At 71.6% G+C, this 26,632-nt stretch carries 23 protein-coding genes; 15 read left to right on the top strand and 8 right to left on the bottom strand.

Translation table 11 applies throughout. From position 1 onward, the window contains the following. Positions 1-73 precede the first annotated feature (73 nt). Positions 74-1,954: a DNA helicase RecQ gene (gene recQ / locus E1288_RS24670; protein ID WP_132488953.1), complete on the top strand. Its 1,881-nt coding sequence runs from the start codon at positions 74-76 to the stop codon at positions 1,952-1,954. Between the two features lie 48 nt (positions 1,955-2,002). Here the strand turns inward: recQ and E1288_RS24665 are convergent, their stop codons facing one another. From E1288_RS24665 to E1288_RS24650, 4 genes are all read right to left on the bottom strand, one after another. Then, the gene (locus tag E1288_RS24665; protein WP_235883782.1) at positions 2,003-2,800 is read right to left on the bottom strand and encodes an AMP-binding enzyme; all 798 of its coding nucleotides are present in this window, start codon (positions 2,798-2,800) and stop codon (positions 2,003-2,005) included. A gap of 166 nt (positions 2,801-2,966) precedes the next feature. Next, positions 2,967-3,464, bottom strand: a complete 498-nt coding sequence (locus tag E1288_RS24660) for an XdhC family protein (protein ID WP_132488949.1) — start codon at positions 3,462-3,464, stop codon at positions 2,967-2,969. A gap of 61 nt (positions 3,465-3,525) precedes the next feature. Next, positions 3,526-4,155, bottom strand: a complete 630-nt coding sequence (locus E1288_RS24655) for a class I SAM-dependent methyltransferase (RefSeq protein WP_132488947.1) — start codon at positions 4,153-4,155, stop codon at positions 3,526-3,528. A gap of 63 nt (positions 4,156-4,218) precedes the next feature. Next, positions 4,219-4,437: a hypothetical protein gene (locus E1288_RS24650; RefSeq protein ID WP_132488945.1), complete on the bottom strand. Its 219-nt coding sequence runs from the start codon at positions 4,435-4,437 to the stop codon at positions 4,219-4,221. On the opposite strand from E1288_RS24650, the gene E1288_RS24645 reads away from it, so the two are divergent. The 3 genes from E1288_RS24645 (at position 4,421) to E1288_RS24635 (ending at position 7,864) form a co-directional block, all read left to right on the top strand. Then, positions 4,421-4,678 carry a hypothetical protein gene (locus tag E1288_RS24645; protein ID WP_132488943.1) on the top strand — a complete coding sequence of 86 codons (258 nt, stop codon included), beginning with the start codon at positions 4,421-4,423 and terminating at the stop codon, positions 4,676-4,678. The genes E1288_RS24650 and E1288_RS24645 overlap by 17 nt on opposite strands. A 71-nt stretch (positions 4,679-4,749) precedes the next feature. Then, a complete protein-coding gene (locus E1288_RS24640) occupies positions 4,750-5,163 on the top strand; it encodes a hypothetical protein (RefSeq protein ID WP_132488941.1) in 414 nt (137 codons plus the stop codon). A 214-nt stretch (positions 5,164-5,377) separates the two neighbouring features. Then, positions 5,378-7,864, top strand: coding sequence for an ATP-dependent Clp protease ATP-binding subunit (locus E1288_RS24635; protein ID WP_132488939.1), 2,487 nt, complete (start codon positions 5,378-5,380; stop codon positions 7,862-7,864). A gap of 95 nt (positions 7,865-7,959) precedes the next feature. Here the strand turns inward: E1288_RS24635 and E1288_RS24630 are convergent, their stop codons facing one another. Beyond that, positions 7,960-8,325, bottom strand: a complete 366-nt coding sequence (locus E1288_RS24630; RefSeq protein WP_132488937.1) for an arsenate reductase family protein — start codon at positions 8,323-8,325, stop codon at positions 7,960-7,962. A 135-nt stretch (positions 8,326-8,460) separates the two neighbouring features. Between E1288_RS24630 and E1288_RS24625 the strand changes: the two genes are divergently transcribed. From E1288_RS24625 to E1288_RS24615, 3 genes are all read left to right on the top strand, one after another. Further along, positions 8,461-8,727, top strand: a complete 267-nt coding sequence (locus E1288_RS24625) for a DUF3040 domain-containing protein (protein ID WP_132488935.1) — start codon at positions 8,461-8,463, stop codon at positions 8,725-8,727. 313 nt (positions 8,728-9,040) lie between these two features. After that, positions 9,041-10,036 carry an ABC transporter substrate-binding protein gene (locus E1288_RS24620; RefSeq protein ID WP_235883781.1) on the top strand — a complete coding sequence of 332 codons (996 nt, stop codon included), beginning with the start codon at positions 9,041-9,043 and terminating at the stop codon, positions 10,034-10,036. A 216-nt stretch (positions 10,037-10,252) separates the two neighbouring features. After that, positions 10,253-11,398, top strand: coding sequence for an LLM class flavin-dependent oxidoreductase (locus E1288_RS24615; protein ID WP_132488933.1), 1,146 nt, complete (start codon positions 10,253-10,255; stop codon positions 11,396-11,398). A 12-nt stretch (positions 11,399-11,410) separates the two neighbouring features. Here E1288_RS24615 and E1288_RS24610 read toward each other — a convergent pair whose 3' ends face one another. Then, a complete protein-coding gene (locus E1288_RS24610; protein ID WP_132488931.1) occupies positions 11,411-14,203 on the bottom strand; it encodes a TIR domain-containing protein in 2,793 nt (930 codons plus the stop codon). 197 nt (positions 14,204-14,400) lie between these two features. Between E1288_RS24610 and E1288_RS24605 the strand changes: the two genes are divergently transcribed. The 3 genes from E1288_RS24605 to E1288_RS24595 are packed head-to-tail and all read left to right on the top strand — an operon-like array spanning position 14,401 to position 16,744. Next, the gene (locus E1288_RS24605; RefSeq protein WP_328592483.1) at positions 14,401-15,576 is read left to right on the top strand and encodes a thiolase family protein; all 1,176 of its coding nucleotides are present in this window, start codon (positions 14,401-14,403) and stop codon (positions 15,574-15,576) included. 13 nt (positions 15,577-15,589) lie between these two features. After that, entirely contained in the window at positions 15,590-15,961 is a 372-nt protein-coding gene (locus tag E1288_RS24600; protein WP_132488929.1) for a Zn-ribbon domain-containing OB-fold protein, read from the top strand. 9 nt (positions 15,962-15,970) lie between these two features. Next, complete coding sequence (locus tag E1288_RS24595) at positions 15,971-16,744, top strand: TIGR03084 family metal-binding protein (protein WP_132488927.1); 774 nt, start codon at positions 15,971-15,973, stop codon at positions 16,742-16,744. A 32-nt stretch (positions 16,745-16,776) separates the two neighbouring features. On the opposite strand, the gene pucD is transcribed toward E1288_RS24595, so the two are convergent. Further along, positions 16,777-19,128 (bottom strand): xanthine dehydrogenase subunit D, encoded by a 2,352-nt coding sequence (pucD, locus tag E1288_RS24590; RefSeq protein WP_132488925.1) that lies wholly within the window; start codon positions 19,126-19,128, stop codon positions 16,777-16,779. Between the two features lie 270 nt (positions 19,129-19,398). Between pucD and E1288_RS24585 the strand changes: the two genes are divergently transcribed. After that, positions 19,399-20,106, top strand: coding sequence for a GntR family transcriptional regulator (locus E1288_RS24585; protein ID WP_165968237.1), 708 nt, complete (start codon positions 19,399-19,401; stop codon positions 20,104-20,106). A gap of 161 nt (positions 20,107-20,267) precedes the next feature. On the opposite strand, the gene E1288_RS24580 is transcribed toward E1288_RS24585, so the two are convergent. Then, positions 20,268-21,263 carry an amidohydrolase family protein gene (locus E1288_RS24580; RefSeq protein ID WP_132488921.1) on the bottom strand — a complete coding sequence of 332 codons (996 nt, stop codon included), beginning with the start codon at positions 21,261-21,263 and terminating at the stop codon, positions 20,268-20,270. Between the two features lie 376 nt (positions 21,264-21,639). Here E1288_RS24580 and E1288_RS24575 point away from each other — a divergent pair, with 376 nt between their 5' ends. Genes E1288_RS24575 through E1288_RS24560 form a run of 4 tightly spaced genes read left to right on the top strand, consistent with a single transcriptional unit; the run spans position 21,640 to position 26,342 of the window. Continuing rightward, the gene (locus tag E1288_RS24575) at positions 21,640-23,034 is read left to right on the top strand and encodes an amidohydrolase family protein (RefSeq protein WP_132488919.1); all 1,395 of its coding nucleotides are present in this window, start codon (positions 21,640-21,642) and stop codon (positions 23,032-23,034) included. 37 nt (positions 23,035-23,071) lie between these two features. Then, positions 23,072-24,415, top strand: a complete 1,344-nt coding sequence (locus E1288_RS24570; protein ID WP_165968236.1) for a nucleobase:cation symporter-2 family protein — start codon at positions 23,072-23,074, stop codon at positions 24,413-24,415. 12 nt (positions 24,416-24,427) lie between these two features. Continuing rightward, the gene (locus E1288_RS24565; protein WP_132488917.1) at positions 24,428-25,753 is read left to right on the top strand and encodes a nucleobase:cation symporter-2 family protein; all 1,326 of its coding nucleotides are present in this window, start codon (positions 24,428-24,430) and stop codon (positions 25,751-25,753) included. Further along, positions 25,746-26,342: a UbiX family flavin prenyltransferase gene (locus E1288_RS24560; RefSeq protein ID WP_132488915.1), complete on the top strand. Its 597-nt coding sequence runs from the start codon at positions 25,746-25,748 to the stop codon at positions 26,340-26,342. The genes E1288_RS24565 and E1288_RS24560 overlap by 8 nt, the downstream gene beginning before the upstream one ends. Positions 26,343-26,632 lie beyond the last annotated feature (290 nt).

Below are 26,632 nucleotides of genomic sequence, written 5' to 3'. Positions count from 1 at the left end.
CCCACAGCGAGAAGACGCCTGAGGTTCCGCCACCCGCACCGCCACGCAAAACGAGTCGGAGACAGGATCTAAGATGCGCGCCGTGGCTTCCCCCGGTCTTGAGGTGTCCGACGCCCGGCAGGTCCTGCAGCGCGTTTTCGGTTACGACTCCTTCCGCGGTTCCCAGCAGGAGATCGTCGACCACGTGATCGGCGGCGGCGATGCGCTGGTGCTGATGCCCACCGGCGGCGGCAAGTCGCTCTGCTACCAGATCCCGTCGCTGGTGCGGCCCGGCGTGGGCGTCGTCGTGTCGCCGCTGATCGCCCTGATGCAGGACCAGGTGGACGCGCTCAACGAGCTCGGCGTGCGGGCGGGCTTCCTCAACTCGACGCAGAACTACGAGCAGCGCCGCCAGACCGAGGCCGCGTTCGCCTCCGGCGAGCTCGACCTGCTCTACCTGGCGCCGGAACGGCTGCGGCTGGATTCGACGCTGGACCTGCTCGGCCGCGGCGAGGTCTCGGTGTTCGCCATCGACGAAGCGCACTGCGTGGCGCAATGGGGCCACGACTTCCGCCCCGACTACCTGGCGCTTTCGGTGCTGCACGAGCGCTGGCCCGAGGTGCCGCGCATCGCGCTGACCGCCACCGCCACCCAGGCGACCCGCCGCGAGATCGCGACCCGGCTGGAGCTGACCGGGGCCCGGCACTTCGTCTCCGACTTCGACCGCCCGAACATCCAGTACCGGATCGCGCCGAAGAACGATCCGCGGAAGCAGCTGCTGCAGCTGCTGCGCACCGAGCACGCCGGGGACGCGGGCATCGTGTACCGGCTCTCCCGCGCCGAGGTGGAGCGGACCGCGGAGTTCCTGGTGGCCAACGGGATCGACGCGCTGCCCTACCACGCGGGCCTGGACAAGGAGGTCCGCGCCGCGCACCAGTCCCGGTTCCTGCGCGAGGACGGCCTGGTCATGGTCGCCACCATCGCCTTCGGCATGGGCATCGACAAGCCCGACGTGCGCTTCGTCGCGCACCTCGACCTGCCGAAGTCGGTCGAGGGCTACTACCAGGAGACCGGCCGCGCGGGCCGCGACGGGCAGCCGTCGACGGCCTGGATGGCCTACGGCCTGCAGGACGTGGTTCAGCAGCGCAAGCTGATCGAACTCTCCGAGGGCGACGACGCGCACCGCCGGACGCTGTCCCGGCACCTGGACGCGATGCTGGCGTTGTGCGAGACCGTCGAATGCCGCCGCACACAGCTGCTCGCCTACTTCGGCCAGGACTCCGCGATGGCCTGCCAGAACTGCGACACCTGCCTGGCGCCGCCGGAATCGTGGGACGGCACGGTCGCCGCGCAGAAACTGCTGTCGACCGTGGTGCGGCTGGACCGCGAGCGCAACCAGAAGTTCGGCGCCGGCCAGATCATCGACATCCTGCGCGGCAAGAAGACCCCGAAGGTCGAGCAGTTCCGGCACGACTCGCTGAGCGTGTTCGGCGTCGGCGCCGACCTGAGCGACAACGAGTGGCGGGGCGTGATCCGCCAGCTGCTGGCCCAGCGCTTGCTCTCCGTGGAGGGCGACTACGGGACGCTGGTGCTCACCGAGTCCAGCGGCGAGGTCCTGCGTCGCGAGGACCCGCGGCAGGTGCTGCTGCGCACCGAGCCCAAGCGCGCCGCCGCGCCGACCGCCAAGTCCAAAACGGCAAAGCAGGCCGCGCAGGACATGCCGCCGGAGGCGGAGCCGGTCTTCCAGCGACTGCGGGCCTGGCGTGCAGCCACCGCGCGCGAGGAGAACAAGGCGCCGTTCATCATCTTCCACGACTCGACGCTCCGCCAGATCGCGGCGGCCCAACCGTCTACTCTGGACGAACTTGCCGGGATCAGCGGGGTCGGCGAGCAGAAGCTCGCCAAGTACGGCCAGGCCGTCCTTGACGCCCTCGCCGACGAGCCATCCTCAGGGAGCGAGCTGTTCCAGGACTAGGACCTGGGCTTCGCCGACGATGAAGCCTAGGGCCGGGTCGACGCCGCCTCACGGCCGCCGCGTCCTGGCTCGCTCGCGGAGGACGTTCTTCTGCAGCTTGCCGGTGGACGTCTTGGGGAGGTCGCCGAAGACGATCCGCTTCGGCGCCTTGAATCGCGCGATGCGCGCGCGGACGAAGTCGATCAGGTCGGCCTCGTCGGCGGTCGCCGCGTCGCGCAGGGTCACGTACGCGATGGGGACCTCGTCCCACTTCGGGTCCGGTGCGCCGACCACGGCCGCTTCGAGGACGTCCGGGTGCGCGGTGAGCGCGTTCTCCACCTCGATCGACGTGATGTTCTCGCCGCCGGAGATGATCACGTCCCTGATCCGGTCGCGCAGCTCGACGTAGCCGTCCGGATGCCGGACGCCGAGGTCACCGCTGCGGAACCAGCCGTCCAGCGTGGCCGCGGCGGTCGCCGCCTCGTCCCGGTAGTAGCCGAGCATGACATCGTTGCCGCGCAGCAGGATCTCGCCGGTCGTCAGCCCGTCGGCGGGCACGTCGCGCCCCTCGGCGTCGACCACCCGCAGCGGCTCGGCGATCACGTTCGCGATGCCCTGCCGCGCGACCAGCCGGGCCCGTTCGTCGCCGGCCAGCCCGTCCCACTCCGGCTGCCACTCGCACACCACCGCCGGGCCGAAGGTCTCGGTCAGGCCGTAGAGGTGCCGGATGTCGATGCCGAGCTCGGTCATCCGCTCCAGCAGCGCCGGCCACGGCGGGGCGCCGCCGGCGAACACCCGCAGCTGCGTCCCGTCGACGACCGCCGGACGATCGGCGAACACCGCCGCCGCGCGCTCCAAAAAGGACACCGGTGACAGTTCCCGAAACGCGATACCGCTCACCACGCGCCCCTCCCGCCCGGGTCGCGGAACACTCGGCACCGGGCCATGATCCCGGCGCTGGGTGACCGGAGCATAACCACATCGCCCCGGCAAAAGCGAGAGTCCGCGCACCTCACCCGGGCGGCCGGCGGGCTCAGAAGGCGAAGCCGCCGGGCTTGCCGTTGCGGTCGGCCAGCAGGCCCGCGAGGGTCGCGATGGCGATCTCCGGCGGCGTGCGGGAGCCGATGTTCAGGCCGATCGGCCGGTGCACCCGCTCGATCTCGGCATCCGGGACGCCGAGATCCCGGAGTGCGGCCACGTGCGGACCGGCGTGGCGCGGGTTGCCCATGACGCCCACCCAGCGGACGTCGTGCTTGAGCACGTCGCGCAGCAGCGGGCCGAGTTCCGGGCGGTGGTGGTCGGTCACCACGACGTCCGCCTCCGGCCCCAGCACCGGCACCGCCGGGACCGCCTCCGCCCCGGCCCGCTCGGTGTCCGGTTCGACCAGGATCGTCCGGAAACCGAGGTCCCGGCCGTAGCGCAGCAGGAATTCCGCCACCGGCGTGGCGAACACCGCCGCCAGCACGCGGCCACCGGACGACGCCGACGGGGCTTCACCGTGCGCCACCGCGCACGCAGCATCCTCGGTCATCAGCCCAGTGTGCCAGCCGCGCCCGGCCGGGACCACACCCCCAGTCGGTCCAATGTGGACTTCAGAGGCGGGCGGCGGTGGCCAGCCAGGCGGCCAGGTCGACGAGCGCGCCGTCCTCGACGCCGAGCGCCTCGGCCCGCTCGCCCAGCGCGACGCCCCGGTAGCGGCTCAGCCGGACCTCCTCCAGCCGCCAGCCCTCGCCGGCGAATGCCTCGCGGATAGCCGACTCGGGGATGCGCGGGCCGAAGCCGGGCTCGACGTCGGCCAGCGCCAGGACGTGCACCGTCGCCCCCGGGCGGCACACGCCGTGCAGACTGCGCACGTACTTCGCCCGGTCCTCCGGGCCGAACACGTGGAACAGCGCGCTGTCCACGACGGTGTCGTACGGCCCGCCGGTGAGCTGCAGCGCATCTGCGACCTCGAAGCGGGCGGCGACGTGCTGCGCGGCGGCGTTGGCCCGGGCGTGCTCGACAGCCGGCCGCGAGAAGTCCACGCCGCGGACGTCGTAGCCCAGCTTGGTGAGCAGGATCGTGTGCTCCCCCGCGCCGCAGCCGGGATCGAGCACCGCGCCCCGGATGCCCCCGGCCTGCTCCAGCCCGACGATGGCCGGCTGCGGCTCGCCGATCACCCATGGAGCGCTGTTCTCCTCGTAGGCGGAGTCGAACACCGTGCGTTCCACCGAAGTCCCCATTCCACACCCCTTCGAAGCCGTCGATCTGCTGAGGACAGCTTCGAACTTCGACCTTGCTGGAAGTCAATCCCCCATCGCAGGCGTCTTCGCCGCCGGCGCGGGCTCCGGTGACTTCGCGCGCGGCAGGGCGATGATGAGCGCCGCGACCAGCAGCGTCGCCACGCCCGCCACCACCAGGCTCAGGTGCAGGCCGGCGGTGACACCGGCGCCGAACAGACCGTCTGCGCCGCCGCTTGCCATGGCCCGCTGCGCGGCCGGCCCGCCGATGTCATCGGCCAGCACCGCGGTGATCCTGCACGGCAATGCGCCCGAACGGCGCTGGCAGGAGGTCGTGGAGCAGCGGATGGCCGCGATCCGCTCCGAGCAGGAGCGGCTGGCCAGGGCCGAGCGGTGCCTGGGGCCGTTCCTGACCTGCACCCGGGGTCATCCGGCCGAGGAATGCCCGTGCCTGCGCGACGGGATCGACCGGCAGCTCGACGAGGGCGCCTGGACGTCCGATCCGCTGTGGACCAAGATCGCCTAGGGCGGTTTGGGCGGTTCATTCCTCGTCGGGCGTGTGAGATCATCAGCCCGTGACGGTGATCAGAAAGGGCCATGGCGCGTAGGTCGCCGGCGGCGGTGCGCGCCGCTCTCCCCCGCCGGCTCCGGCCGGGCGTGAAGTTGCCGGTCGTCGACGGGCTGTCCGCCAGGGCCGTCAACGAGATCCAAGTCCTGGAGCGCTCGGAAAGCCTGCCCCCGGGCTCCGTCGCCCGCGCACTGGCCGATTGGCGGCACGCGGTCCACTCCGACGCCCGGCACCTGCTCGACGAGGCGGTTCGGCACGGATGTCCGTGCTGCGATCCGACGGAAGCCCGTGGCGTCTTGGAGCTGGCGCTGACCAAGCTCGGTCCTCGATCCCGGCGGGCGTTGTCGGCCAAGGTCGAGCCGTTGGACGAGGCGTTCCGCCGACGAACGATTCATGATCCGCAAACACCGCCGGATTGGCCGTGGTGGCGCAGACGCGCATGACCAGAGTCCAGTGCCGGACCGGCAGCCTGGTCGTATTGCCTCCTGGGAATATTGCCGAAGAACCATGTTGAGCTTGCCGCGATGCGGCAGATAGTGACGCGCGCCACTTGTGGGACTGGTTGGAATTACCCGGACCCGACTGACGTTGGTTGACAGCAACGGACTCAAGTAGATGGCGGCGGAAGCCAGCAACACCGTCGCGAGGAGGTTAGGAATGGCGACGTTCTTCGGACCGGCAGGCGGCCCGTTCGACGAGTACTTCGCGCGCTTCTTCGGTGCCGACGACGCTGCGCCCGGCTCGCGCCGGATCGACATCACCGAGCTGATGACCGAGCAGGCGCAACAGCTGCTGAGCGGGGCCGCGCGCTTCGCCCGCGACCGCGGGCAGACCGACCTGGACGCGCTGCACCTGCTGTGGTCGGCCGCACACGAGACGCCGACTCGCGAGCAGCTGGCGCAGCTCGGCGTGGACACCGAGGCCTTCGCCGCGCAGATCGAGGAGCACCTCCCGGCTGCCGGCGAAGCCGCCGGCGACCGGCCGGTGACGCTGACGCTGGCGGCCCGGACGGTGCTCGCCGACGCGCACCGGGTGGCCCGCGCGCTCGGCTCCACCTACATCGGCCCGCACCACGTCCTGCTCGCCATGTCGGCGAGCCCGGACTCCGAGACCGGGCGGCTGCTCGGCTCCGCAGGCGCCGGGCCCGAGCAGTTGCGCGCCGCGAGCCAGCGCCCCCGCGCCGAGCAGGAGGCGCCGGCCAAGGACAGCGACACGCCCACGCTCGACCAGTACGGCCGGGATCTCACCGCCCGCGCCCGCGACGGTGAGCTGGACCCGGTGATCGGCCGCGCCGACGAGATCGAGCAGACCGTCGAGATCCTGTCCCGCCGCACCAAGAACAACCCGGTGCTCATCGGCGAGGCGGGCGTCGGCAAGACCGCGATCGCGGAGGGCCTGGCCCAGCGCATCGCGGCCGGGAACGTGCCGCGGGTGCTGACCGGCAAGCGCGTGGTCCAGCTGGACCTGTCCGGGATGCTGGCCGGCACCCGGTACCGCGGCGACTTCGAGGAGCGGATGACCAAGGTCATCGACGAGATCTCGCAGCACCGCGGCAAGCTGATCGTGTTCATCGACGAGCTGCACACCGTCGTCGGCGCCGGCGGCGCCGAGGGCGCGGTGGACGCGGGCAACATGCTCAAGCCCCGGCTGGCCCGCGGCGAACTGCACGTGGTCGGCGCGACGACGCTGGACGAGTACCGCAAGCACATCGAGAAGGACCCGGCCCTGGAACGCCGCTTCCAGCCGGTCCAGGTGCCGGAGCCGAGCGTGCCGGACACCGTCTCGATCCTGCAGGGCCTGCGCGAGCACTACGAGGCGCACCACCAGGTCCGCTACACCGAGGACGCGGTGGAGGCCGCGGCCCGGCTGTCCGACCAGTACATCAACGACCGGTTCCTGCCGGACAAGGCGATCGACCTGATCGACCAGGCCGGCGCGCGCAAGCGGCTGTCGGCGGCGCCGGACGGCGCTGAGCTGCGCAGTCGCATCGAGCGGCTCGAGCAGGAGAAGGACGCGGCGGTCGCCGCGGAGGACTACGAGCGGGCCTCGGCGTTGCGCGACGAGATCGGCAAGGCGCAGGGCGAGCTCGGCGACGCCGGCGAGGCCGTTGTCCTGGAGGTCACGGCCGAGGACATCGCCGAGGTCGTCGCGCGGGCGACCGGGGTGCCGGTCAGCCGCCTGACCGCCGCCGAGAAGGTCCGGCTGCAGGGGCTGGAGCAGGAGCTGCACCAGCGCGTGATCGGCCAGGACGACGCGGTGCGGGCGCTGGCCCGCGCGGTGCGGCGGTCGCGCAGCGGGCTGGGTGACCCCGACCGGCCGGTCGGCAGCTTCCTGTTCCTCGGTCCGACCGGCGTCGGCAAGACCGAGCTGGCCAAGGCGCTGGCCGAGTCGCTGTTCGGCGACGAGCAGCGGATGGTGCGGCTGGACATGAGCGAGTTCCAGGAGCGGCACACCGCCAGCCGGCTCGTTGGCGCGCCCCCCGGCTACGTCGGGCACGGCGAGGCCGGTGAGCTGACCGAGGCGGTGCGGCGGCACCCGTACTCGGTGATCCTGCTGGACGAGGTCGAGAAGGCGCACCCGGATGTGTTCAACACGCTGCTGCAGGTGCTCGACGACGGCCGCCTGACCGATGGCCAGGGGCGCACGGTCGACTTCACCAACACGGTGCTGATCATGACGAGCAACCTCGGCTCGGAGGTCGTCTCCACTGCCGGCGGCAAGATCGGCTTCACCGCCGGGGACGCCGACCCGGCGCTGGACGAGCGGATCATGCCGCGGCTGCGCGAGGCGTTCCGGCCGGAATTCCTCAACCGCATCAACGAGATCGTGGTCTTCAAGCGGCTCGACGGCGAGCAGCTGCACACGATCACCCGGATGCTGCTGGAGCAGACCGTGCGCCGGCTGCAGGCGATGGGCATCGGCGTCGAGTTCGACGCGGCGGCGGTGGCCTGGATCGCCGAGCGCGGCTACCGGCCCGAGTTCGGGGCCCGGCCGTTGCGGCGGGCGATCGAGCGGGAGGTCGACGACCGGATCAGCGACCTGATCCTGGACGGCGAACTGGCCGAGGGAGCCCGGCTGCGGGTGTCCGCGGCCGACGGCGAGCTGACCCTCCAGGTCGGCGAGCCGGCCGCGACGGCGGCCTGATCAGGCAAAACACGGGGGCGGGCGCGAGGAGCGCCCGCCCCCGTTCTCGTATCCGCCGGAGGCGTCCGGCGGGAAGGGCCGACCTTCCCCGCCGGTCAGTCGGTCCCCGGCAGCACCGATCGCACGGCCTCCGGGGTCCGGGCGACGACCGTGGTGCCGTCGTCGGCCGTGATGATCGGGCGCTGGATGAGCTTCGGGTTCGCCACCAGCGCTTCGATCCACCGGTCCCGGTCCGCCGGCTCCCGGCCCCAGGTCTTCAGGCCGAGCTCCTTCGCCACCGGCTCGGCCGTCCGGGCGATGTCCCACGGCTCCAGCCCGAGCCGGTCCAGCACCTCGGCCAACTCGGCGGCCGTCGGCGGCTCGTCGAGGTACCGGCGCACGGTGTACTCCGCGCCCGCCTCGTCCAGCAGCGACACCGCCGAACGGCATTTCGAACATGCCGGGTTGACCCAGATCTCCATCGGAAGCTCCCTGCCGCGACGACTGCGGACACAGGTTAGCCGCAGGAACCGGCAACCGTGCCAATGGACCCTTCACAGCGGAGGACATCGTTGCAATACTTGTTCAACGAGGCGGATGGACCGTTGGAGGTGGCCATGCTACCGAGGGACGAGCGGCGCCGCCTGAGGGAGATCGAGCAGCAGCTCGCCGGCGACGACCCCAAGTTGGCCCGCCGCTTGACGGAGACCAGCGCGTGGCGGCGGATCTGGGCTCTGATGTCGCCGCGGATGACGCTGGTGGTGTTCGCGGCGCTCGTTGCTGTGGTGTGCCTCTTCCTCGGCGAGGGTGGCGGCGTGCTGTCCGCCGGGGCGCTGGCCGCGATCGTGTTCTTCTCCCGCAACTGGCACATCCGGCTCGAATGAGCCGCCGACTCCGATCACCATCCACAGTGGCCGGACGATGGCCGCCGCGCTCCCAGCGGCCCGCGGGAGCCGGGCGTTCTCGATCCGTGGGAGCCTTCCGCTCCTCGTTGACTCCTCCGCCAGGCGGCTGACAGCATCGTGATCGTGTCCGGACGCTTCGCGTTGACCTGGCGCCTGCACGTCGATCTGCGACGGCAGGCCAGTTCCGCATGTCGTCCCTGCTGACCTCTTCGCGCTGATCCCCGCCCTTCCCGGGCCGCTTCGCGCTGCCCGCAGGCGTGCCACTTCCCCCGCAACGATGGAGCAATCGACCGTGCGTCGTCGTGAATTCCTTGCTGTCCTTGCTCTTTCCGCCACCTCCGCCGGGCTGCTCAGCGCCTGCGCGAGCGGCCGCGGCGACCCGGCCCAGGCGCCGGTGCCCGCGCCGGTCGACGCCGGGCAGCTGGCGCGGGTGACCCTGCGCGTCGGCGACCAGAAGGGCAATTCCCGTTCCCTGCTGCGGTCGGCCGGCCTGGACGACTTCCCGTACACCGTGCAGTGGGCGACCTTCCCGTCCGGCCCGCCGCTGCTGGAAGCCGTGTCCGCGGACGCCATCGACCTCGGCGGCGTCGGCAACACTCCGCCGCTGTTCGCCGCCGCGGCCGGGGCGAAGATCAAGATCATCGCCGCGTCGAAGGGCAACGTCGCGAGCGATGCCCTGGTGGTGCTGCCGGACTCGCCGCTGCGGGGCCGCGATCAGCTCCGGGGCCGCAAGATCGCGGTCGCCAAGGGCAGTTCGGCGCACGGCCAGATCCTCCTGACGCTGCGCGCGGCCGGGCTCACGCCCGACGACGTCGAGCTGGTGTTCCTGCAGCCCTCCGACGCGCTCGGCGCGTTCAAGCAGGGCTCCGTGGACGCGTGGGCGATCTGGGACCCGTACTACTCGCAGATCCAGCTGGAATCGGGCGCCAGGACGATCGCCGACGGGCAGGGCACCGCCAACGGCCTGAGCTTCCAGGTCGCCGGCCCGGCCGCGCTGGCCGATGCGGGACGCAACACCGCCATCGCCGACTACCTGGTGCGGCTGGCCAAGGCGCAGCGCTTCGCCGACGGCAACCGCGAGCAGCGCGCGCAGGCCTGGTCCGCGGACACCGGGCTGCCGATCGAGGTGACACGGCGCGCCACCGAACTGGGGCCGGACGTGCCGGTCGCGCTGGACGACGCGGTGATCCGCTCGGAACAGGAACTCGCGGACGCGTTCGTGACGGCCAAGGAGATCCCGCGCCGCTTCAAGTTCGCCGAATTCGTCGACACCCGCTTCGCCGCCTGACCTTTCTCCGGACTCGTCTTGCGTGGCGGTGCAGGTGGCGGAACCTCAGACGCCGTCTGGACTGTGGGAGCCCCGACTTACGTATGACCAATACGCGGCATCGGGGCTGTCCTCGCCAGGCGACGTCTGAGAACCCGCGGCGGTGCAAGCGTCGTAGGTGGGCTAAGCGCCTTCGGCGCTTCAAGAACAAAGAAGAAACCACCGGGAGAACAACGCATGAGCGTCACCACGCACTGGTTCCTGCCCACCCACGGCGACGGTCGGTCCATCGTGGACCGCCCGCACGTCACCCCGACCGGCGCCGACACGCCGCGCCAGCCGGACATCGACTACCTGGCGCAGGTCGCGCAGGCCGCCGAGCACCTCGGATTCACCGGGATGCTCACCCCCACCGGCAGCTGGTGCCAGGACGCCTGGGTCACCACCGCGGCGCTGCTCGCCCACACCCGGCGCATCAAGTTCCTGGTCGCGTTCCGGCCCGGCGCGCTGACCCCGACCCTGGCCGCCCAGCTCGCCGCCACCTACCAGCGGGTCTCCGGCGGACGGCTGCTGCTGAACATCGTCACCGGCGGCGAATCCGTCGAGCAGCAGCGCTTCGGCGACTGGCTGGACCACGACCAGCGGTACGCGCGCACCGACGAGTTCCTCGCCGTGCTGCGCGGCATCTTCGCAGGTGAGCCGTTCGACTTCGACGGCGAGCACTACCAGATCCGCGGCGCCGTCGCGTTCGAGAAGCCGGACCCGCAGCCGCCGCTGTACTTCGGCGGCTCCTCCGACGCCGCCCTGCCGGTGGCCGCGCGCCGCGCGGACGTGCACCTGACCTGGGGCGAGCCGCCGGGCGCGGTGGCGCAGAAGGTGCAGCGGCTGCGCGAGCTCGCCGCCGAGGAGGGCCGCACCCTGCGCTTCGGCATCCGCGCGCACATCATCACCCGGGACACCAGCGCCGAGGCCTGGGCCACCGCGCAGAAGTTCGTCGACCAGATGGACCCCGCCGACGTGGCCGCCTCCCAGGCGAAGTTCGCGGCCACCGAATCCACCGGCCAGCGCAACATGGCCGCCCTGCACGGCGGCGTGCTGCGCGCCGACGCGCGGGAGCTGGAGATCCACCCGGGACTGTGGGCGGGCGTGGGGCTGCTGCGCGGCGGCGCGGGCACCGCGTTCGTCGGCAGCCACGCCGAGGTCGCGGACCTGATCGAGGAGTACCACGCGGTGGGCATCGAGGAGTTCGTGCTCTCCGGCTACCCGCACCTGGAAGAGGCGTACTGGTTCGGCGAAGGGGTGCACCCGGAGCTGGCCCGCCGCGGTCTGCTCGCGCCGGCCGGGGCTCCGGCGCCCGAGCCGGTGGCTGCGGGCCGGTGGTGAGCGCCGCGCCGGTCAGCGCATGCAGCGCAGATCGGCGGGCGGCTCGGTGCCCGTGACCTGGCGCCACTCCTGCGGTGCCAGGTCACGGCCGACCGCCGCGCAGGCGCGCTGGGCCCAAGCCCGCGGGTCCAGCGGCCAGCGCAGCAGCTCACCACCAGAGGTGAGGCTGAGCAGCTCGCGGGAGTCGGGGGTGAAGGCGATCGTAGTGCTACGCCCCACGGCGCCGGTGATTCCCGAGGCGGGTTGCGGCAAGGAGAACTGCCCGATCCGCCCACCGGACGCGAGGTCCAGCAGCACGAGCAGACCGTCACCGCGCACACCTGCGGCGTACCTGCCGTCGGCGGAGACGGCCATGCTGTCTTCGAGCAGGTCCGAGGCCTCCAAGGTGCGGGCCTGGCTGCCCTGCGGCACGTTCCACACCTCGACCTGCCCGTAACTGCGCTGCACCAGCAGTTCGCCGGCCGGCGTGAACTCCACGTCGTCGCCACCGCCCGGGGAGACGAGCACCGCTCGCGCGGCGCGCAGGTCGATCACCACCAGCACGTTCCGGTCGATCAGCGCGACGTGCTCACCACTCGGCGATATCGCCATCGCGCTGGCGACATCCCCTTCGCCGCTGAGCCATTGCGGCCACGGCCCGCGGAGGTCCTGCAGCACCTCGCCATCGGGCAAGGACCGGACCACCACCCGGCCGTCCTGGTCCACCACGACCACCCGGTCGCCCCGCACCTCCCGCATGATCAACGCCGGCTCCGGCGAGCCGCTCATGTCGACGCCACCGGGCGAATCCCAGGTCGCCTGGACGTCCGCCGGGTCGGCGGCCGAGATGAGCCGGGCGGTGCCATCGGTGCTCGCCATCAGCACGCTTTCCCCCGACCGGACCCAGATCGCCCGCTGCGCATCGAACGCGGCGAACTCCTTCTCGTCCGAGCCGTCGCGCAAACCCACCCGGCGCAGGTGCTCGGCACCCAGCTTCGGCAGCACCAAGGCGTTCTCGCCGCTCGGATCGACCGCCAGGTCCGGCTTTCCGATGAAGCTGTACTCGTCCGGCTCGTCCGTAGCGATCCGCTCCGCGAGCCGGTCGGTCTGGTCCAAGTCCCACAGCACCACCGAATCCCCGGTGGATCCCGCCAGGTAGCGGCCGTCGCCGCTGAAGCTCAGCCGGTTGAGCTGGCTGTTGCCCGGCACTTCCAGGGACCCCTCCGGCATCCGGTCGCCGAAGACCTGCAGCAGCCCGGAGACCGCCACCGCGAACCCCGAACCGCCTGCGGCGACCGCCAGCACCTCGGGATAGGTCCGGGGCGAGAACTCCTGGCGCCGTTGCGGCTTCGGCGGGGTGCCGGTCCGCTCGTCGGCGGGCATGCCTTCGAAGACGAAGCCGCCGACGACCGGGTCGTTGGCCGCGAAGCCGAAGAAGTCGCCGTTCGGCGAATACGCGCTGAAGAAGCGGTTCTGCGGCGATCGCGCCCCGACCTCCGCCAGCACCCGCAGGTCCGGCAGGGCCAGGTAGGCGGTGGAACCGGTCACGGTCCCGAGCATCAACCGCTGATCGTCGAGGAACGCGATCTTGTCCGGGGCCACGATTTCCCACGGGGTCGGCGCCCGCCTCAGTTCGGCACCGGTCGCCGCGTCGTGGAGCACGATGTAGCCCGCATCCTCCGTCAACGCGAGCAGGCGGCCATCTGCCGACAGCGCGATCTGGTCGACGGTCCCCCGGGCCTCGACCCGCACCTGCCGACCGCTGCTCGGCTCGACCACCACCGTCGCGTTGCCGTCCGTGGCCGCCAGCCGGGTGCCGTCCGCGCTCGCTTCGACGGCGAACGGGGCCGGTACCGCCACGGTCACGTCTTCGGCCCGGCGGGGCTCGCCCGCCAGGTCCCAGCGCAGGATCCGGCCGCTCTTCGTGCCGGCCACCAGCACGTCGCCGGTGCTGGAAAGCGCGGTGACCTCGCTGCCGGCGGGGTGGTAGCCGACCAGCTGAGGTGTTGCGGTGACGGCCTCCAGCAGCGCGGAGCTCGTTTCCGGGCCGGGGCGCATCCGGTATGCCTCGACCGCCAGCAGCTGGCTGAGGTCGAGGCGGGTGCTCAGGTTCTCCCGCGCCGCCGAGGCGAGCAGCCGCGTCATCGCCACATCCGCCCGCTCCCGGGCCAGGTTGCCCTGGTTCACCGCGATCGCCGTGGCCACCAGCGCGACGACCAGCAGCATTGCCAACGCCGACACCGCACCCCACGCCGTGCGCAGATTCCGCCGGTGGTGCTGGATGTGCTCACCGATCAGCTCGTCCTTGGACATGTCGCGCAACGGGGCGGCCAGGTCTGCGACGCACTCGCGGAACCGCGGATTCGCGCGATCGACCTGCTCGGCATCGCTGAGCCAGCTCAGGTCCACCCACCTCGGCTCCGCGTGGAACGCGCCGCGCAGCACCTCCGGTAGGGCGTCCGTGCGCGACCAGTCGATGTCGTCGCCGCCCCACACCAGTTCGCCGCCGGCGAGCACGATCAGCAGCGTGTCGGCGGACTTCTCCCGCAACCAGAACTCGACTTCCCGGGCCACCCACTGCGACCGAGCGGCTTCCGGGGAGGCGAGCAGGATGAACCAGCGGCTGGCCCGCAACGCCTGCTCGATGGACGCCCACAGGCCCGGGTCCGCCGCGAGGTTCGTCCGGTCGCGGAAGATCCGCAGGGAACGGCGCCGGTACCAGGGCTTGGCGAAGCTCTGCAGCTCGTTCTGCACCGCGGGCGCCAGCCGCTGGTCCAGGGCGTGGCTGTAGGACAGGAACGCGTCGTACTCCGGCTTTTCGGCCATGTTCCCCCCAGCGGTCCCCCACCCCCAGGCCGGAGATCGTACGGTCGCGGCGCCGCGGCCAGCACCGCCGAACGACGCATCGCCGATCACCGGCTGCCGGTGCCTTGCGCGGCCGGGGCGGGGCGGGTCATCATGGCCGGGTGATTTTGGACCGAAGCGGTCCGAAATGATCCGGGCGCCGCGCAGAGGAGGCAGCGTTGACGGGCTCCGCAGGACGCCGACCGGTGATCGCCGGCCTGGGCATGACCGAACTGGGCAAGGTCTACGGCCGCACCGCGGGGCAGTTCGCCGCCGACGCCGTCCGCCTCGCGGTCGCCGACGCCGGCCTCCAACTGTCCGATGTGGACGGAATCCTGGCCAACTCCGGGGTCTCCGGCGGCGTCGACATCTGGACGCTGCAGCAGGAACTCCAGGTCCGCGACCTCCGGCTGCTGACCGAGATGCAGGCGTTCGGCTCGTCCGCCGGCTCGATGCTCGCCTACGCCTCGATGGCCGTGCAGGCCGGCATGGCCGACAACGTGGTGTGCGTGTTCGCCGACGCGCCCCGCCTGCCCGACAAGGGCAGCGCCGCGGCCTACACCGGGCGGCGCAAGGCCACCGGCTTCGAAGGCCTGCTCGGCGCCAGCGGACTGACCAGCGTGAACGCCATGTACGCGCAGGCCGCCCGGCGGCACATCAACGCCTACGGCACCACCTCCGAGCAGCTCGGCGCGATCGCCGTGGCACAGCGGGCGTGGGCCGCACGGAACCCGCTGGCGCAGATGCGGGAACCGATCACGCTCGCCGACCACCAGGAATCGCGGATGATCGCCGATCCGCTGCGGCTGCTGGACTGCTGCCTGGTCAGCAACGGCGGCATCGCGATCCTCGTGACCTCCGCCGACCGCGCCGCCGACCTGCGGCAACCGCCGGTGCACGTGCTCGGCTTCGCGCAGTCGCACCCCAACTACCCGGCCGCGCGCGGCAGCGAGTTCGGCTTGCGCAGCGGCGCGGCGCAGGCCGGCCCGGCCGCGCTGAAGATGGCCGGTGCGTCCATCGCCGACGTCGACGTCCTCGAACTGTACGACTGCTACACCTTCACCGTGCTGATCACGTTGGAGGACTACGGTTTCTGCGCCAAGGGCGAGGGCGGCGAGTTCGTCGCCTCCGGCGCGCTGGCGCCCGGCGGGACGCTGCCGGTCAACACCGGCGGCGGCCAGCTGTCCGCCTATTACATGTGGGGCATGACGCCGCTGTCCGAGGCGGTGATCCAGGCCCGCGGCCACGGCGGCGAACGGCAGGCGCCGCGCAACGACGTGGTCATGGTCAGCGGCAACGGCGGCATCCTGGCGCACCACTCCACGACCGTGCTCAGCCCGAACGCCCCCAGCTGACCCGGGAGGACCCGTGATCTCCGTTGCCCGCAACGAGGCGTCCGCCGAGTTCTTCGACGGCACCGCCCGCGGCGAACTGCTCGTCCGGCGCTGCCCGCGGTGCTCGCCGCTCATCGCGCCGAACGTGCCGCAGTGCCCGGCCTGCGGCTCCACCGAACTCGCGTGGGTACCGGCGAGCGGCCGGGCCACCCTGGTGACCTGGACCGTGGTCCCCGTCCCGGACGGTGGCCACGTCGTCGCCGGTATCGTCGAACTCGCCGAGGGCCCCTGGCTGCACGCGCGGATCCTCGGCGTCGCGCCCGAGGACCTCGCCGAAGGCATCGCCCTCGAAGTCGGCTTCGAGCGGCACGCCGACGGCGAGACTGTGCCGGTGTTCCACGCCTGAAGGACGAGCATGCTCACCGAAGTGCTGGCCGATCTGCGCGCCGAGAGCGCCGACCTGGATTCGCTCGTCGCGGGCCTGGACGCGGCGGGGTGGGCGACGTCCACGCCCGCGCCGGGCTGGACCATCGCCCACCAGATCGCGCACCTGGCCTGGACCGACGACCGGGCCAACCTGGCCATCGACGATCCCGACGAGTTCCTCCGGCAGCGCCGGGAATCCGAGGACATCGGGGTCGACGCCGGAGCCGCCGAAGGCGCCCGCGCCGAGCCCGGCGAGCTGCTCGCGCGCTGGCGCGCGGGCCGCGAGCGGCTGCAGGCCGCGCTGGCCGCGGCGCCGGCCGACGGCCGCCTGGTCTGGTACGGGCCGCCGATGAAGCCCGCGTCGATGGCGACCGCGCGGATCATGGAGACCTGGGCGCACGGCCAGGACGTGGCCGATGCCCTCGGCGTCCAGCGCGAGCCCACCGCCCGGCTGCGCCACATCGCGCACCTGGGCGTGCGCACCTTCGGTTTTTCCTTCGCCGCCAACGAATTGCCCGTCCCGGACGTGCCGCTGCGCGTGGAACTCCGCGCCCCGGACGGCGAGGAATGGGCTTGGGGACCGGAGAACGCCGCCGACCGGGTCAGCGGCCCGGCGCTGGACTTCTGCCTGCTGGTCACGCAGCGCAGGCACCGCGACGACCTGGCGATCACCGCCGTCGGCAACGACGCGCGCCGGTGGCTGACGATCGCGCAGGCCTTCGCCGGGGCGCCCGGACCCGGGCGGGCCCCGACCGGTTCGTGAGTGCTCGTTCCGGTAAGAACCGGCACCATCGCTCACGAGGGTTGGGCAGCCAGCGCGATGTCGTCCGGGCGCACCGGGACCCGGCCGAGGGCGAGGCCGGTCGCGTCGCGCAGGGCGTTGACGATCGCCGGGGTCGACGACAGGGTGGGCGGCTCGCCGACGCCGTTGAGGCCGTACGGCGAATCCGGGTGCGGGAACTCGAACACCGAGATCGGCATCGGCGGCACGTCCAGGATGGTCGGGATCAGGTAGTCGGTGAACGACGGGTTGCGCACCCTGCCCTGCTCGTCGAGCACGATCTCCTCCATCAGCGCCAAGCCGAGGCCCTGCGCGCTGCCCCCCTCGATCTGCCCCTCGACGGACAGCGGGTTCATCGCCTTGCCGACGTCCTGCGCGGTGGCCAGCTCCACCACCTTGACCAGGCCGAGCTCGACGTCGACGTCCACCACGGCGCGGTGCGCGGCGAACGCGAAGGCGATGTGGGCGTCGCCCTGGCCGGTTTCGGGGTCGATGGTCTCGGTCTTGCGGTGGTGGTACTCGAAGACCCGCTCCAGCACGTCGTCCCCGACGATGTCCGAAATGGACACCAGCGGCGAGCCGCCGGGGTCGACCACGTGGTCGTCCAGCAACGCCAGGGATTCCGCCGGCCTGCCGGTGCGATCGGCCGCACGGCGCCGCAGCTCTCGCGCGAGCTCGCGGCAGGCGCCCTGCACCGCACCGCTGGACATCCAGGTCAACCGGGACGCCGAGGCCGAGCCAGCGTCGCCGATCCTGGTGTCCGCGGGCAGCACCACCACCCGCGAGACGCCCAGTTCGGTGGCGGCGATCTGGGACTGCACCGTGGTGATGCCCTGCCCGCACTCGGCCGCCGCGGTGTGCACCGACACCGAGGGCCGGCCCGCGGTGACCGACAGCTCCACCCGCGCCGTCGAGATGTCGTCCACGCCGCCGGAGTAGCCGATCGCCTTGACGCCGACCGCGTAGCCGACTCCCCTGCGGACGCCCTCGCCGCGGGTGGTGTTGGACAGCCCGCCCGGCAGCAGGTCCGCCCCGGCGGGCGGTAGCGGCCGGTTCCGCAGGTCGGCGAGCAGTTCGGCGACCGGCGCCGGGCCGTCCACGGCCTGCCCGGTCGGCAGCACGGTGCCGGTGGTCATCGCGTTGCGCAGCCGGAGTTCCAGCGGGTCCATGCCCAGCTCGCGGGCGAGCTTGTCCATGTTGGACTCGCAGCCGTAGGCGGACTGGACCGCGCCGAAGCCGCGCATCGCGCCGCAGGGCGGGTTGTTGCTGAACACCGCGAAACCGTCGATCTCGGCGTGCGGGACCTCGTAGGCGCCGGTGACGAAGTAGCAGGCGTTGGCGATCACGACCGGCGAGGTGGAGGTGTACGCGCCGCCGTCCATGACGAGCTTCGCCTTGACGTAGAGCAGCTTCCCGTCCCGCGTGGCGCCGTGCTCGTAGTGCATCTTCGCCGGGTGGCGGTGCACGTGGCCGAAGAACGACTCCTCGCGGTTGTAGACCATCTTCACCGGCCTGCCCAGCCGCATCGCGAGCATGCAGGCGTGCACGTGCACGGAAAGGTCCTCGCGGCCGCCGAACGCGCCGCCGACCCCGGCCAGCGTGAGGCGGACCTTGTCGGCGGGCAGCCCCAGGCACGGCGCGATCTGTTCCAGGTCCTTGTGCAGCCACTGCGACGACACGTACAGCTCGACGCCGCCGTCCTCGGCGGGCAGCGCCAGGCCCGACTCCGGGCCGAGGAATGCCTGGTCCTGCATGCCGACCTCGTACTCGCCGGTCACCACCACGTCGGCCCGTTCGCGCGCGGCCGCGAGATCGCCGTGGCGGATCTTGACGTGCCGGACCAGGTTTCCGCCCGGGTGCACGTCGCGCGCGGTGCCGTCCAGCGCGCGCTCCGGGTCGGTCACCGGCTCCAGGAGCTCGTAGTCGACCTGCACCAGCTTCGCCGCCCGCCGCGCCGTCTCCGGATCGTCGGCGGCGATCAACGCGACCGGCTCGCCCTGGTAGCGGACCTCGTCGATGGCCAGCACCGGCTGGTCTGCCACCTTCATCCCGTAGGTCTTCGCGCCCGGCACGTCCTCGTGGGTGAGCACCGCGTGCACCCCGTCCAGCGCCAGGGCCTTCCGCGCGTCGATGGACCGGATGCGGGCCGAGGCGTGCGGGCTGCGCAGCGTCGTCGCCCACACCATGCCCGACACCCACAGGTCCGAGGAGTAGGCGAACTGGCCGGTCACCTTCAGCGCGCCGTCCGGCCGCGGCGTGCTCCGGCCGATCCCGGCGGCGCGTTCCGTCTCGGCGCTGGGGTGCGGGGTTCGCACGTCGCCGGCCGCGGCCCGGGTGTCCGGTCGGTGCAGTGACTTGTCGCGCATGCCGCCTCCAGGGGCTCAGGTGACACCGGCATCGCACAGCTGGTGTGCCGCCACGGCATGTCGGGACTCGTACCCGGCCTTGTTCCGCAAGGGTTTTCGTGCTCGCACGGCCGAAAACCCTTGGCCGCACAGAGTGAACCCAGCCGATCGCACGCTGTCAAGAGCGGCCGGTCGGCCCGCCGCGCCGCGCCGACCGGGCGTCCGGGGCGAACGGACCGGGAGATTGCATGTAATATCGAGCCGTCCCGCTTATCGAGTGAGGTTCCCGCGATGCCCCCGGCACCCCGTCTCGCGCCGCTGACCGGCGAAGGCCTGCTGGCCGACCGCACGTACGCCGCGCTGAAGAAAGCCATCCTGGACAACACGCTGCCGCCCGGCACCTCGCTGAGCGTGCCGGAGCTGGCCCGCCAGCTCGACGTCAGCCGCAGCCCGGTCCGCGAGGCCGTGCAGCGGCTGATCCACGACGGCCTGGCCACCCACGCCCCGCACCGGGGCGCCGAGGTCAGCCGGGTGGACATCGACGACCTGCGCCAGCTCTACGTGGTGCGCGAGCAGCTGGAGGGCCTCGCGGCGCGGCTGGCCACCGAGCACCTCGACGGCGACGGGCTGGCGCAGCTGCGCGGGATCCTCGCCGAGCACGAGGCGGCGCTGGCCGCCGACGCGGACAACGCCGCGCAGATCGAGCTGGACATGCGCTTCCACCGGGCGGTCCGGGAATTCGCCGGGAACCCGCACCTGCTGGCGGCGCTGGAACCGATCGCCGGCCGCTCGCACTTCGCGCTGCACTCGCTGTGGCGCGGCGCGGAAGCCCCCCGGCTCGCGCTGGACGAGCACCGGGCGGTGGTGGACGCGATGGCCAGCGGCGACCCGGAGATGGCCGAGGCGGCCGCCCGCCGGCACATCTCCCGGCTGCGGGTCCGCCTCGGCCAGGCCACGGCCCGCGAAGCGGCCCCCCGCCGCCTCCGCCCCAGCTCCTGAGCCGGCGCGAACGGACCGTTCACCTCGCTAGACGAGGCGAACAGGCCGTTCACCCCAACCCACCGGCACCGGCCCCCGCTCCGAGCAACGAAGCGAACGGACCGTTCACCTCGCTAGACGAGGCGAACAGGCCGTTCGCTTCGCGCCACCGCCGCCGGGCGTCAGCTGGCCGGGTCGAGTTCGCCTTCTTCCAGCCAGGAGTCCGGGGTGTAGCCCGCGTAGGCCTCGGCGTGGGAGTTCGTCGCCGACGCCTGCGTCACCTCTCCCCGCAGGTAGGCCTCCGCTTGCGCCTTGTCCTTCGGCGGCGGGGTCGGCTGCAGGCCGAGCAGCTTGGCCATGTTGTTGCCGAGGTAGCCCTCCAGGTCGTCCTCGGAGAGGTTCAGGCCCTGCGGCGGTTCGTGGCACAGCACCTCCAGCTCGCGCGCCCACATGCCGGGCTCGTTCGGCGGCGAGTCGGTGCCGTAGACCATCTTGGTCTTCTTCATCTCCTTGGCGAACTCCACGATCCGCGACTGCAGCAGCCAGCCGGACTCGCCGATGACGTTGTGCGAGTCCTGGATCATCCAGAACGCCTCGAAGCAGTACACGCCGCCGGTCTGGATGCCGAAGTGGCCGAGGATGAACGTGACGCCCGGGAACTCCCGGATGATCGGGTAGAACTGCGTCGGGATGGAGTACGGGCCGTCGCCGGTGTGGATCAGCACGATCACGCCGAGCCGGTCGCAGACCCGCATCACCGGCCGCAGCCAGTCCAGCGCCCGGTCCGGCCGGTAGGCGTGCATGTTGGCGTGCAGCTTGAGCATCCGGTAGCCGTGCTCCTTGATGTGGAACTCCAGCTCCTTGGCGCCGTTCTCCGGCCCGAACCGCGGGTTGTAGATGAAGTTGCCGATGAAGCGGTCCGGATAGCGCTGCACCAGCTCGGTCACGTACGCCTGGTAGTCGCGGATGCCCTCGCGGCCGCCCCGGTTGCCCTCCCGCCAGGCGGTGTTGCCCGGCGGCGGCATGATGCAGCTGATGTCGACCCGGCGCGGCTTGCCGTTGATCCACATCGGACCGTCCATCATCTTCAGGGTCCGCTCGCCGGTGAACGGCTCACCGGTGTGCCGCCAGGCCTCGTCTACCAGGTTCGTCGGGTGCACGTGCGTGTCGATGATCAACGGATCTCTCCTGTAATGATCGGTCGCACCCCGGCCGCGATTCACCGCACCTACGGGTCGCCGCACTTCGACAGCGGCGCGTTCGAGTGCAACACCGGTCTCGGCACCGTGTCAACAAGTTGCATGTAATTTCCCCGAAACCCGAGTTTCGAGCGCTTAAAGGTGCAGTCGGCCAACCAACAGGGTCGCCTGGAAGGGTTGACATGACACATGCACCTTGATTTACATGTTATCCGCGAACGGGCCTCCAGCCTGACGGCATCACCGTTCGCGCCAGCGCCGGTGACCTCCCTGACCTCCTCGTCGTGGGCCAACCGTTCGGCGAATCCCTCCTCAGGATGGGGGCGGTCGCGCACCGCCCAGGAAGCGAGGCGGCATGCCTCCGACCAACGAGAAGCACTGCGACCTGCTGCTCACCGGGGCGACGGTGCTGACCGTCGACGACCACCGCACCATCCACCGCCCCGGCGCCGTCGCCGTGACCGGCAACCGGATCGCGGCGGTCGGTCCGCAGTCCGAAATGGCGTCCTGGCGGGCCGAAACGGTGCTCGACTGCACCGGTCAGGCCGTGCTGCCCGGCCTCGTCGACGGGCACAACCACCTTTACCAAGCGCTGGCAAGGGGTTTGGGCGAGGGCATGTCGATCGTGCCGTGGCTGTGCGACTTCATGTGGCCGTACTCCATCGCGGTCGACAGCGACGACGCGGTGGCCGCGGCCCGCCTCGCGGCGGCCGAAGCGCTGCGGCACGGGACGACGACGGTGGTGGACAACCACTACGCGCCCACCGACCTGGCGACCACCCTCGCCATCGCCGACGTCATCGAGCAGGCCGGGCTGCGGGGCGCGGTGGCGCGCGGAATCGTCGGTCCCCGCACCGAGATAGCCGCGCGGCGCGGCCAGCCCGAGGCCCTGTTCCGGTACTCCGCGGCCGACGAGATCGCCATCACCCGCGAGGCAATGCAGCACCGGCCGGCGGGATCACGGGTCGAGATCTGGCCCGCGCCGCTCAACCTCACCTACGTCGACCAGGACCTGGTCCGGCGCAGCGTCGAGCTCGCCGGCGAGCTCGGCACCAGCTGGCACGCGCACTGCTGCGAAGGCAGATCCGATCCGCAGAGCTACCTGGACGCCTACCAGGCGCGTCCGGTGCAGTGGCTGGCGAAGGCCGGGCTGCTCGACAAGCGCGCCACGCTGGCGCACGCGATCTGGCTCGACGAAGCCGAATTCGACGCGGTCGCCGCCGCCGGCGCGCGCATCGCGCACAACCCCACGTCCAACGCCTACCTGGCGTCCGGCACCCTGCCGCTGGCCGAGCTGCGGGCCCGCGGGGTCGCCGTCGCGCTGGGCACCGACGGGCCGAGCTGCGGGCATCGGCAAGACCTGTTCGAGGTGATGAAGCAGTCCATCTTCGCCCAGCGGCTGGCCACCCTCGACCCGGCCGCGATGCGCGCGCAGGACGCGCTGGACCTGGCGACCCGCGACGGCGCCCGCTACGCCGGGATCGACGCCGGGGTGCTCGAACCCGGCCGCCTGGCCGATCTGATCGTGGTCGATCTCGACCGGCCGCACCTGCAACCGCTGCACGACGTGGTGAGCTCGCTGGTCTACGCGGCCCGCGGCACCGACGTCGTGGCCACCGTCGTCGACGGCGAAATCGTCCAGCGGCACGGGCATTGCCTGCGCGTCGACGAGCAGTCCGCCGTCCGGCAGGCCCGGGAACGGGCCGAACGCCTGCTGCACCGCGCCGGGATGACCGGCCTGCTGCGCTGAGCCCCCACGAATCGCGCTGACGGAACACGGAGGAACCATGCGCTTCCGCCCCAGACCTCGCGCCACCGCCCCGCCCGATGCCGTCGACACCGTTCCCCCGCTGCGCCAGCTGCTGCCGCTGGGCCTGCAGCACGTGCTGGTCGCCTACTCCGGGATGGCCACCGTCCCGCTGCTGATCGGGCTCGGCATCGGCATGTCCACCGAGCAGATCGCCGTGCTGGTGTCGGCCAACGTGCTGGTCAGCGGCCTCGCCACGCTGCTGCAGGCGCTCGGCGTGTTCAACATCGGCGTGCGGCTGCCGATCGTGATGGGCTCGACGTTCACCGGGATCACCCCGGCGATCCTGGTCGGCAAGGACTGCGGACTGCCCGCGGTGTTCGGCGCGACCATCGTCGCCGGGCTGCTGACCTGGGTGGTCGCGCCGTGGTTCAGCCGCCTGATGCGGTTCTTCCCGCCGATCGTGACCGGCACGATCATCGCGATCATCGGCTTCTCGCTGCTGCCCTCCACGTCGAAGCTGATCGCGGGCACCGACCCGGCCGCCGCCGACTTCGCCTCGGCGACGAAGCTGCTGATGGCCCTGGGCACGATCGCGCTGGTGGTGCTGGTTGAGGCGTTCGCGCCGGCGGCCGTGGCCCGGTTCGCGATCCTGATCGCCCTGGTCGCCGGCACGCTGGTGGCGCTGCCGCTGGGCCTGGCCGACTTCTCCGCCGTCGGCGAGGCGTCGTGGTTCGGCGCGGTGCAGCCGTTCGCGTTCGGGCTTCCCGAGTTCACCATCGCGGCGATCCTGCCGATGATCATCATCCAGCTGGTCAACATGGTGGAGTCCACCGGGGACACCATCGCCATCGGGCAGATCGCGGGCCGCGACATCGGGCGCGACGAGCTGGCCCGCGCACTGCGCGCCGACGGCGTGGGCACCGCGTTCGCCGGGGTCTTCAACTCCTTCACCATCGTCACCTTCGGCGAGAACGTCGGGCTGGTCAGCATGACCCGCGTGCTCAGCCGGTTCGTAGTCGCCACCGCGGGCGCGCTGCTGGTGCTGATCGGCCTGCTGCCGAAGCTCGGCGCCGCCGTCGCGTCGCTGCCCGGGCCGGTGCTCGGCGGCGTCGGGGTCGTCATGTTCGGCACCGTCGGCGCGATCGGGGTGAAGATCATGGCGCAGGCCGATCTCGGCCAGGCGCGCAACATCCTGATCGTCGCCGTCTCCTTCGGCTTCGGGCTGCTGCCGGTGGGCGCACCCGAGTTCTACGCGAACCTGCCCGGCGTGCTGCAGCCGGTGCTCTCCAGCGGCATCGCGGCCGGTGGCATCGCCGCGTTCCTGCTCAACCTGGTGCTGAATCGGAACGCGCCGGCGGCCGCCACCGCCGGGCCGCGGTGAGGACGGTCGGACATGGTGCGCAACGAACCGGAGCAGTCCACATCGGACATGGGGGTCGACGACCGGCCGCCGTGGGGGCACACGATCCTGCTGGGCCTGCAGCACGTGCTGGTGATGTACGCCGGGGTGGTCGTGGTGCCGATGGTCATCGGCGCCGCGCTCGGCCTGAGCCAGGACGAGATCGCCACGCTCGTGTGCATCGACCTGGTGCTGGCCGGCATCGGCACCATCCTGCAGTCGCTGGGCCTGTGGAAGTTCGGCATCCGGATGCCGCTGGTCGTCGGCGCCGCCTCCAACGGCATCGTGCCGATGATCCTGATCGGCCAGACCAAGGGACTGCCGACGGTGTACGGGTCGCTGCTGGTGGCCGGGATCCTGTGGGTGCTGCTGGCGCCGTTCTTCGGCAGCCTGCTGCGGCTGTTCCCCGCCGTGGTCACCGGCACCGTCATCACGCTCATCGGCCTGACGCTCATCCCCGTCGGGCTGCGGCTGATCGCGGGCAAGGATCCGGACGCGCCCGGCTACGGCGCGCCGGGCAACCTCCTGCTCGCCGGGTTCACGGTGCTGCTGGTGGTGCTGTTCTCGCGGTTCCTGAAGGGCTTGCTGGGTCAGATCTCGCTGCTGCTGGCGCTGGTCGTCGCGGCGGCCGTCGGCTGGCTGTTCGGGGCCGGGAACCTGGCCGAGGTCGGCGCCGGACCGGTGATCGGCGTGCCGCTGCCGTTCCACTACGGCCCGCTGCAGTTCGACATCCCGTCGATCCTGCTGTTCCTGATCGTCGTGCTGGTGCTGACCGTGGAGGCGTCCGGGCAGGGCCTGGCCGTCGGCCAGGTGGTCGGCCGCGAGGTCGGGCCCGCCGAGATCAGCCGGCTGCTGCGGGTGGACGGGCTGCTGACCGCGCTCAGCGGCATCTTCAGCGGCTTCGCCTACACCACCTTCGGCCAGAACATCGGTCTGATCGCCCTGACGAAGGTGCGCAGCCGGTACCCGGTCGCCGTGGGCGGCGTGATCCTGGTGCTGCTGGGCGTGATCCAGCCGATCGGCCGGCTGGTCGCGGCGATCCCGCAGCCGGTGATCGGCGCCGTCGCGGTGGTCACCTTCGCCGCGCTGACCGTGTCCGGCATCGAACTGTTGTCCAAAGTGGACTTCAAGCGGTCGGGGAACCTGATCATCGTGATGGTGTCGCTGGGCATCGGCCTGGTGCCCACCGGCGCGCCGGAGTTCTACCACCAGCTGCCGTTCGTCGCGCAGGTCTTCCTGCACAGCGGCGTGGCCACCGGAACGGTGCTCGCGGTGGTGCTCAACGCCCTGTTCCACCTCCGGGAAGGCAAGCATGCGTGACCGACTCGTCGTGGGCGTGACCGGCGCCAGCGCGCCGCAGCTGGCGATCCACCTGCTCACCAGCCTGCGGCAGCTCGGCGCGGTCGAGACGCACCTGGTCGTCTCGCGCGCCGCGCACCGCACCATCGAGCTGGAGACCGGGCTGCGGCCCGCCGATGTCGCCGCACTGGCAGACGTGTGCCACCAGCGCGGCGACATCGCCGACAGCATCGCCTCCGGGTCCTTCCCCACCATGGGCATGGTCGTGGTGCCGTGCTCGATGAAGACGCTGGCCGGCATCGCGCACGGCTACAGCGACGACCTGCTGACCCGCGCCGCCGACGTGTGCCTGAAGGAGCGCCGCCGGCTGGTGCTGGTCACCCGCGAGACGCCGCTGAGCCTGGTGCACCTGCGCAACATGGTCACGGCGACCGAGGCGGGCGCGGTGGTGCTGCCGCCGATGCCCGCGTTCTACCACCGGCCCGGCTCCGTCGACGACCTGCTCGCGCACATCACCGGCAAGATCCTCGACCAGTTCGGCATCGACCACGACCTGTTCCCGCGTTGGCACGGAGCAACCCAAAACACAGTTCGCACCGGACTTACGTAGCGGTGCCGGTAGCGGAACCTCAGACGCCCCCTCGGTCCGGGATCCCCGACTCATGTATGTCCAGCTGGGGCTGTCCTCCCGAGGAGACATCTGAGAACCCGCGGCGGTGCCAGTTGCGCACGTGGTGAAAAGAGAAAGCGGCTTCGCCGCTTGCAGACAACTACTAGTAGTGCTTTGTTAGGTTTTGGCGTGTCGTTGTGATCATCTACTGTGGATTGTGGTTGACTTCGGTGGTGACTCCGGATGAGATCGATCGGATGCGTCCGCGGCTGGTGGAGTTCGCTGCACGG

The sequence above is a fragment of the Saccharopolyspora elongata genome, assembly GCF_004348985.1.
Taxonomy (GTDB): Bacteria; Actinomycetota; Actinomycetes; order Mycobacteriales; family Pseudonocardiaceae; genus Saccharopolyspora; species Saccharopolyspora elongata.
Note: the sequence above shows the minus strand (reverse complement) of the source record. Positions and strands in the feature narration are given on the sequence as shown.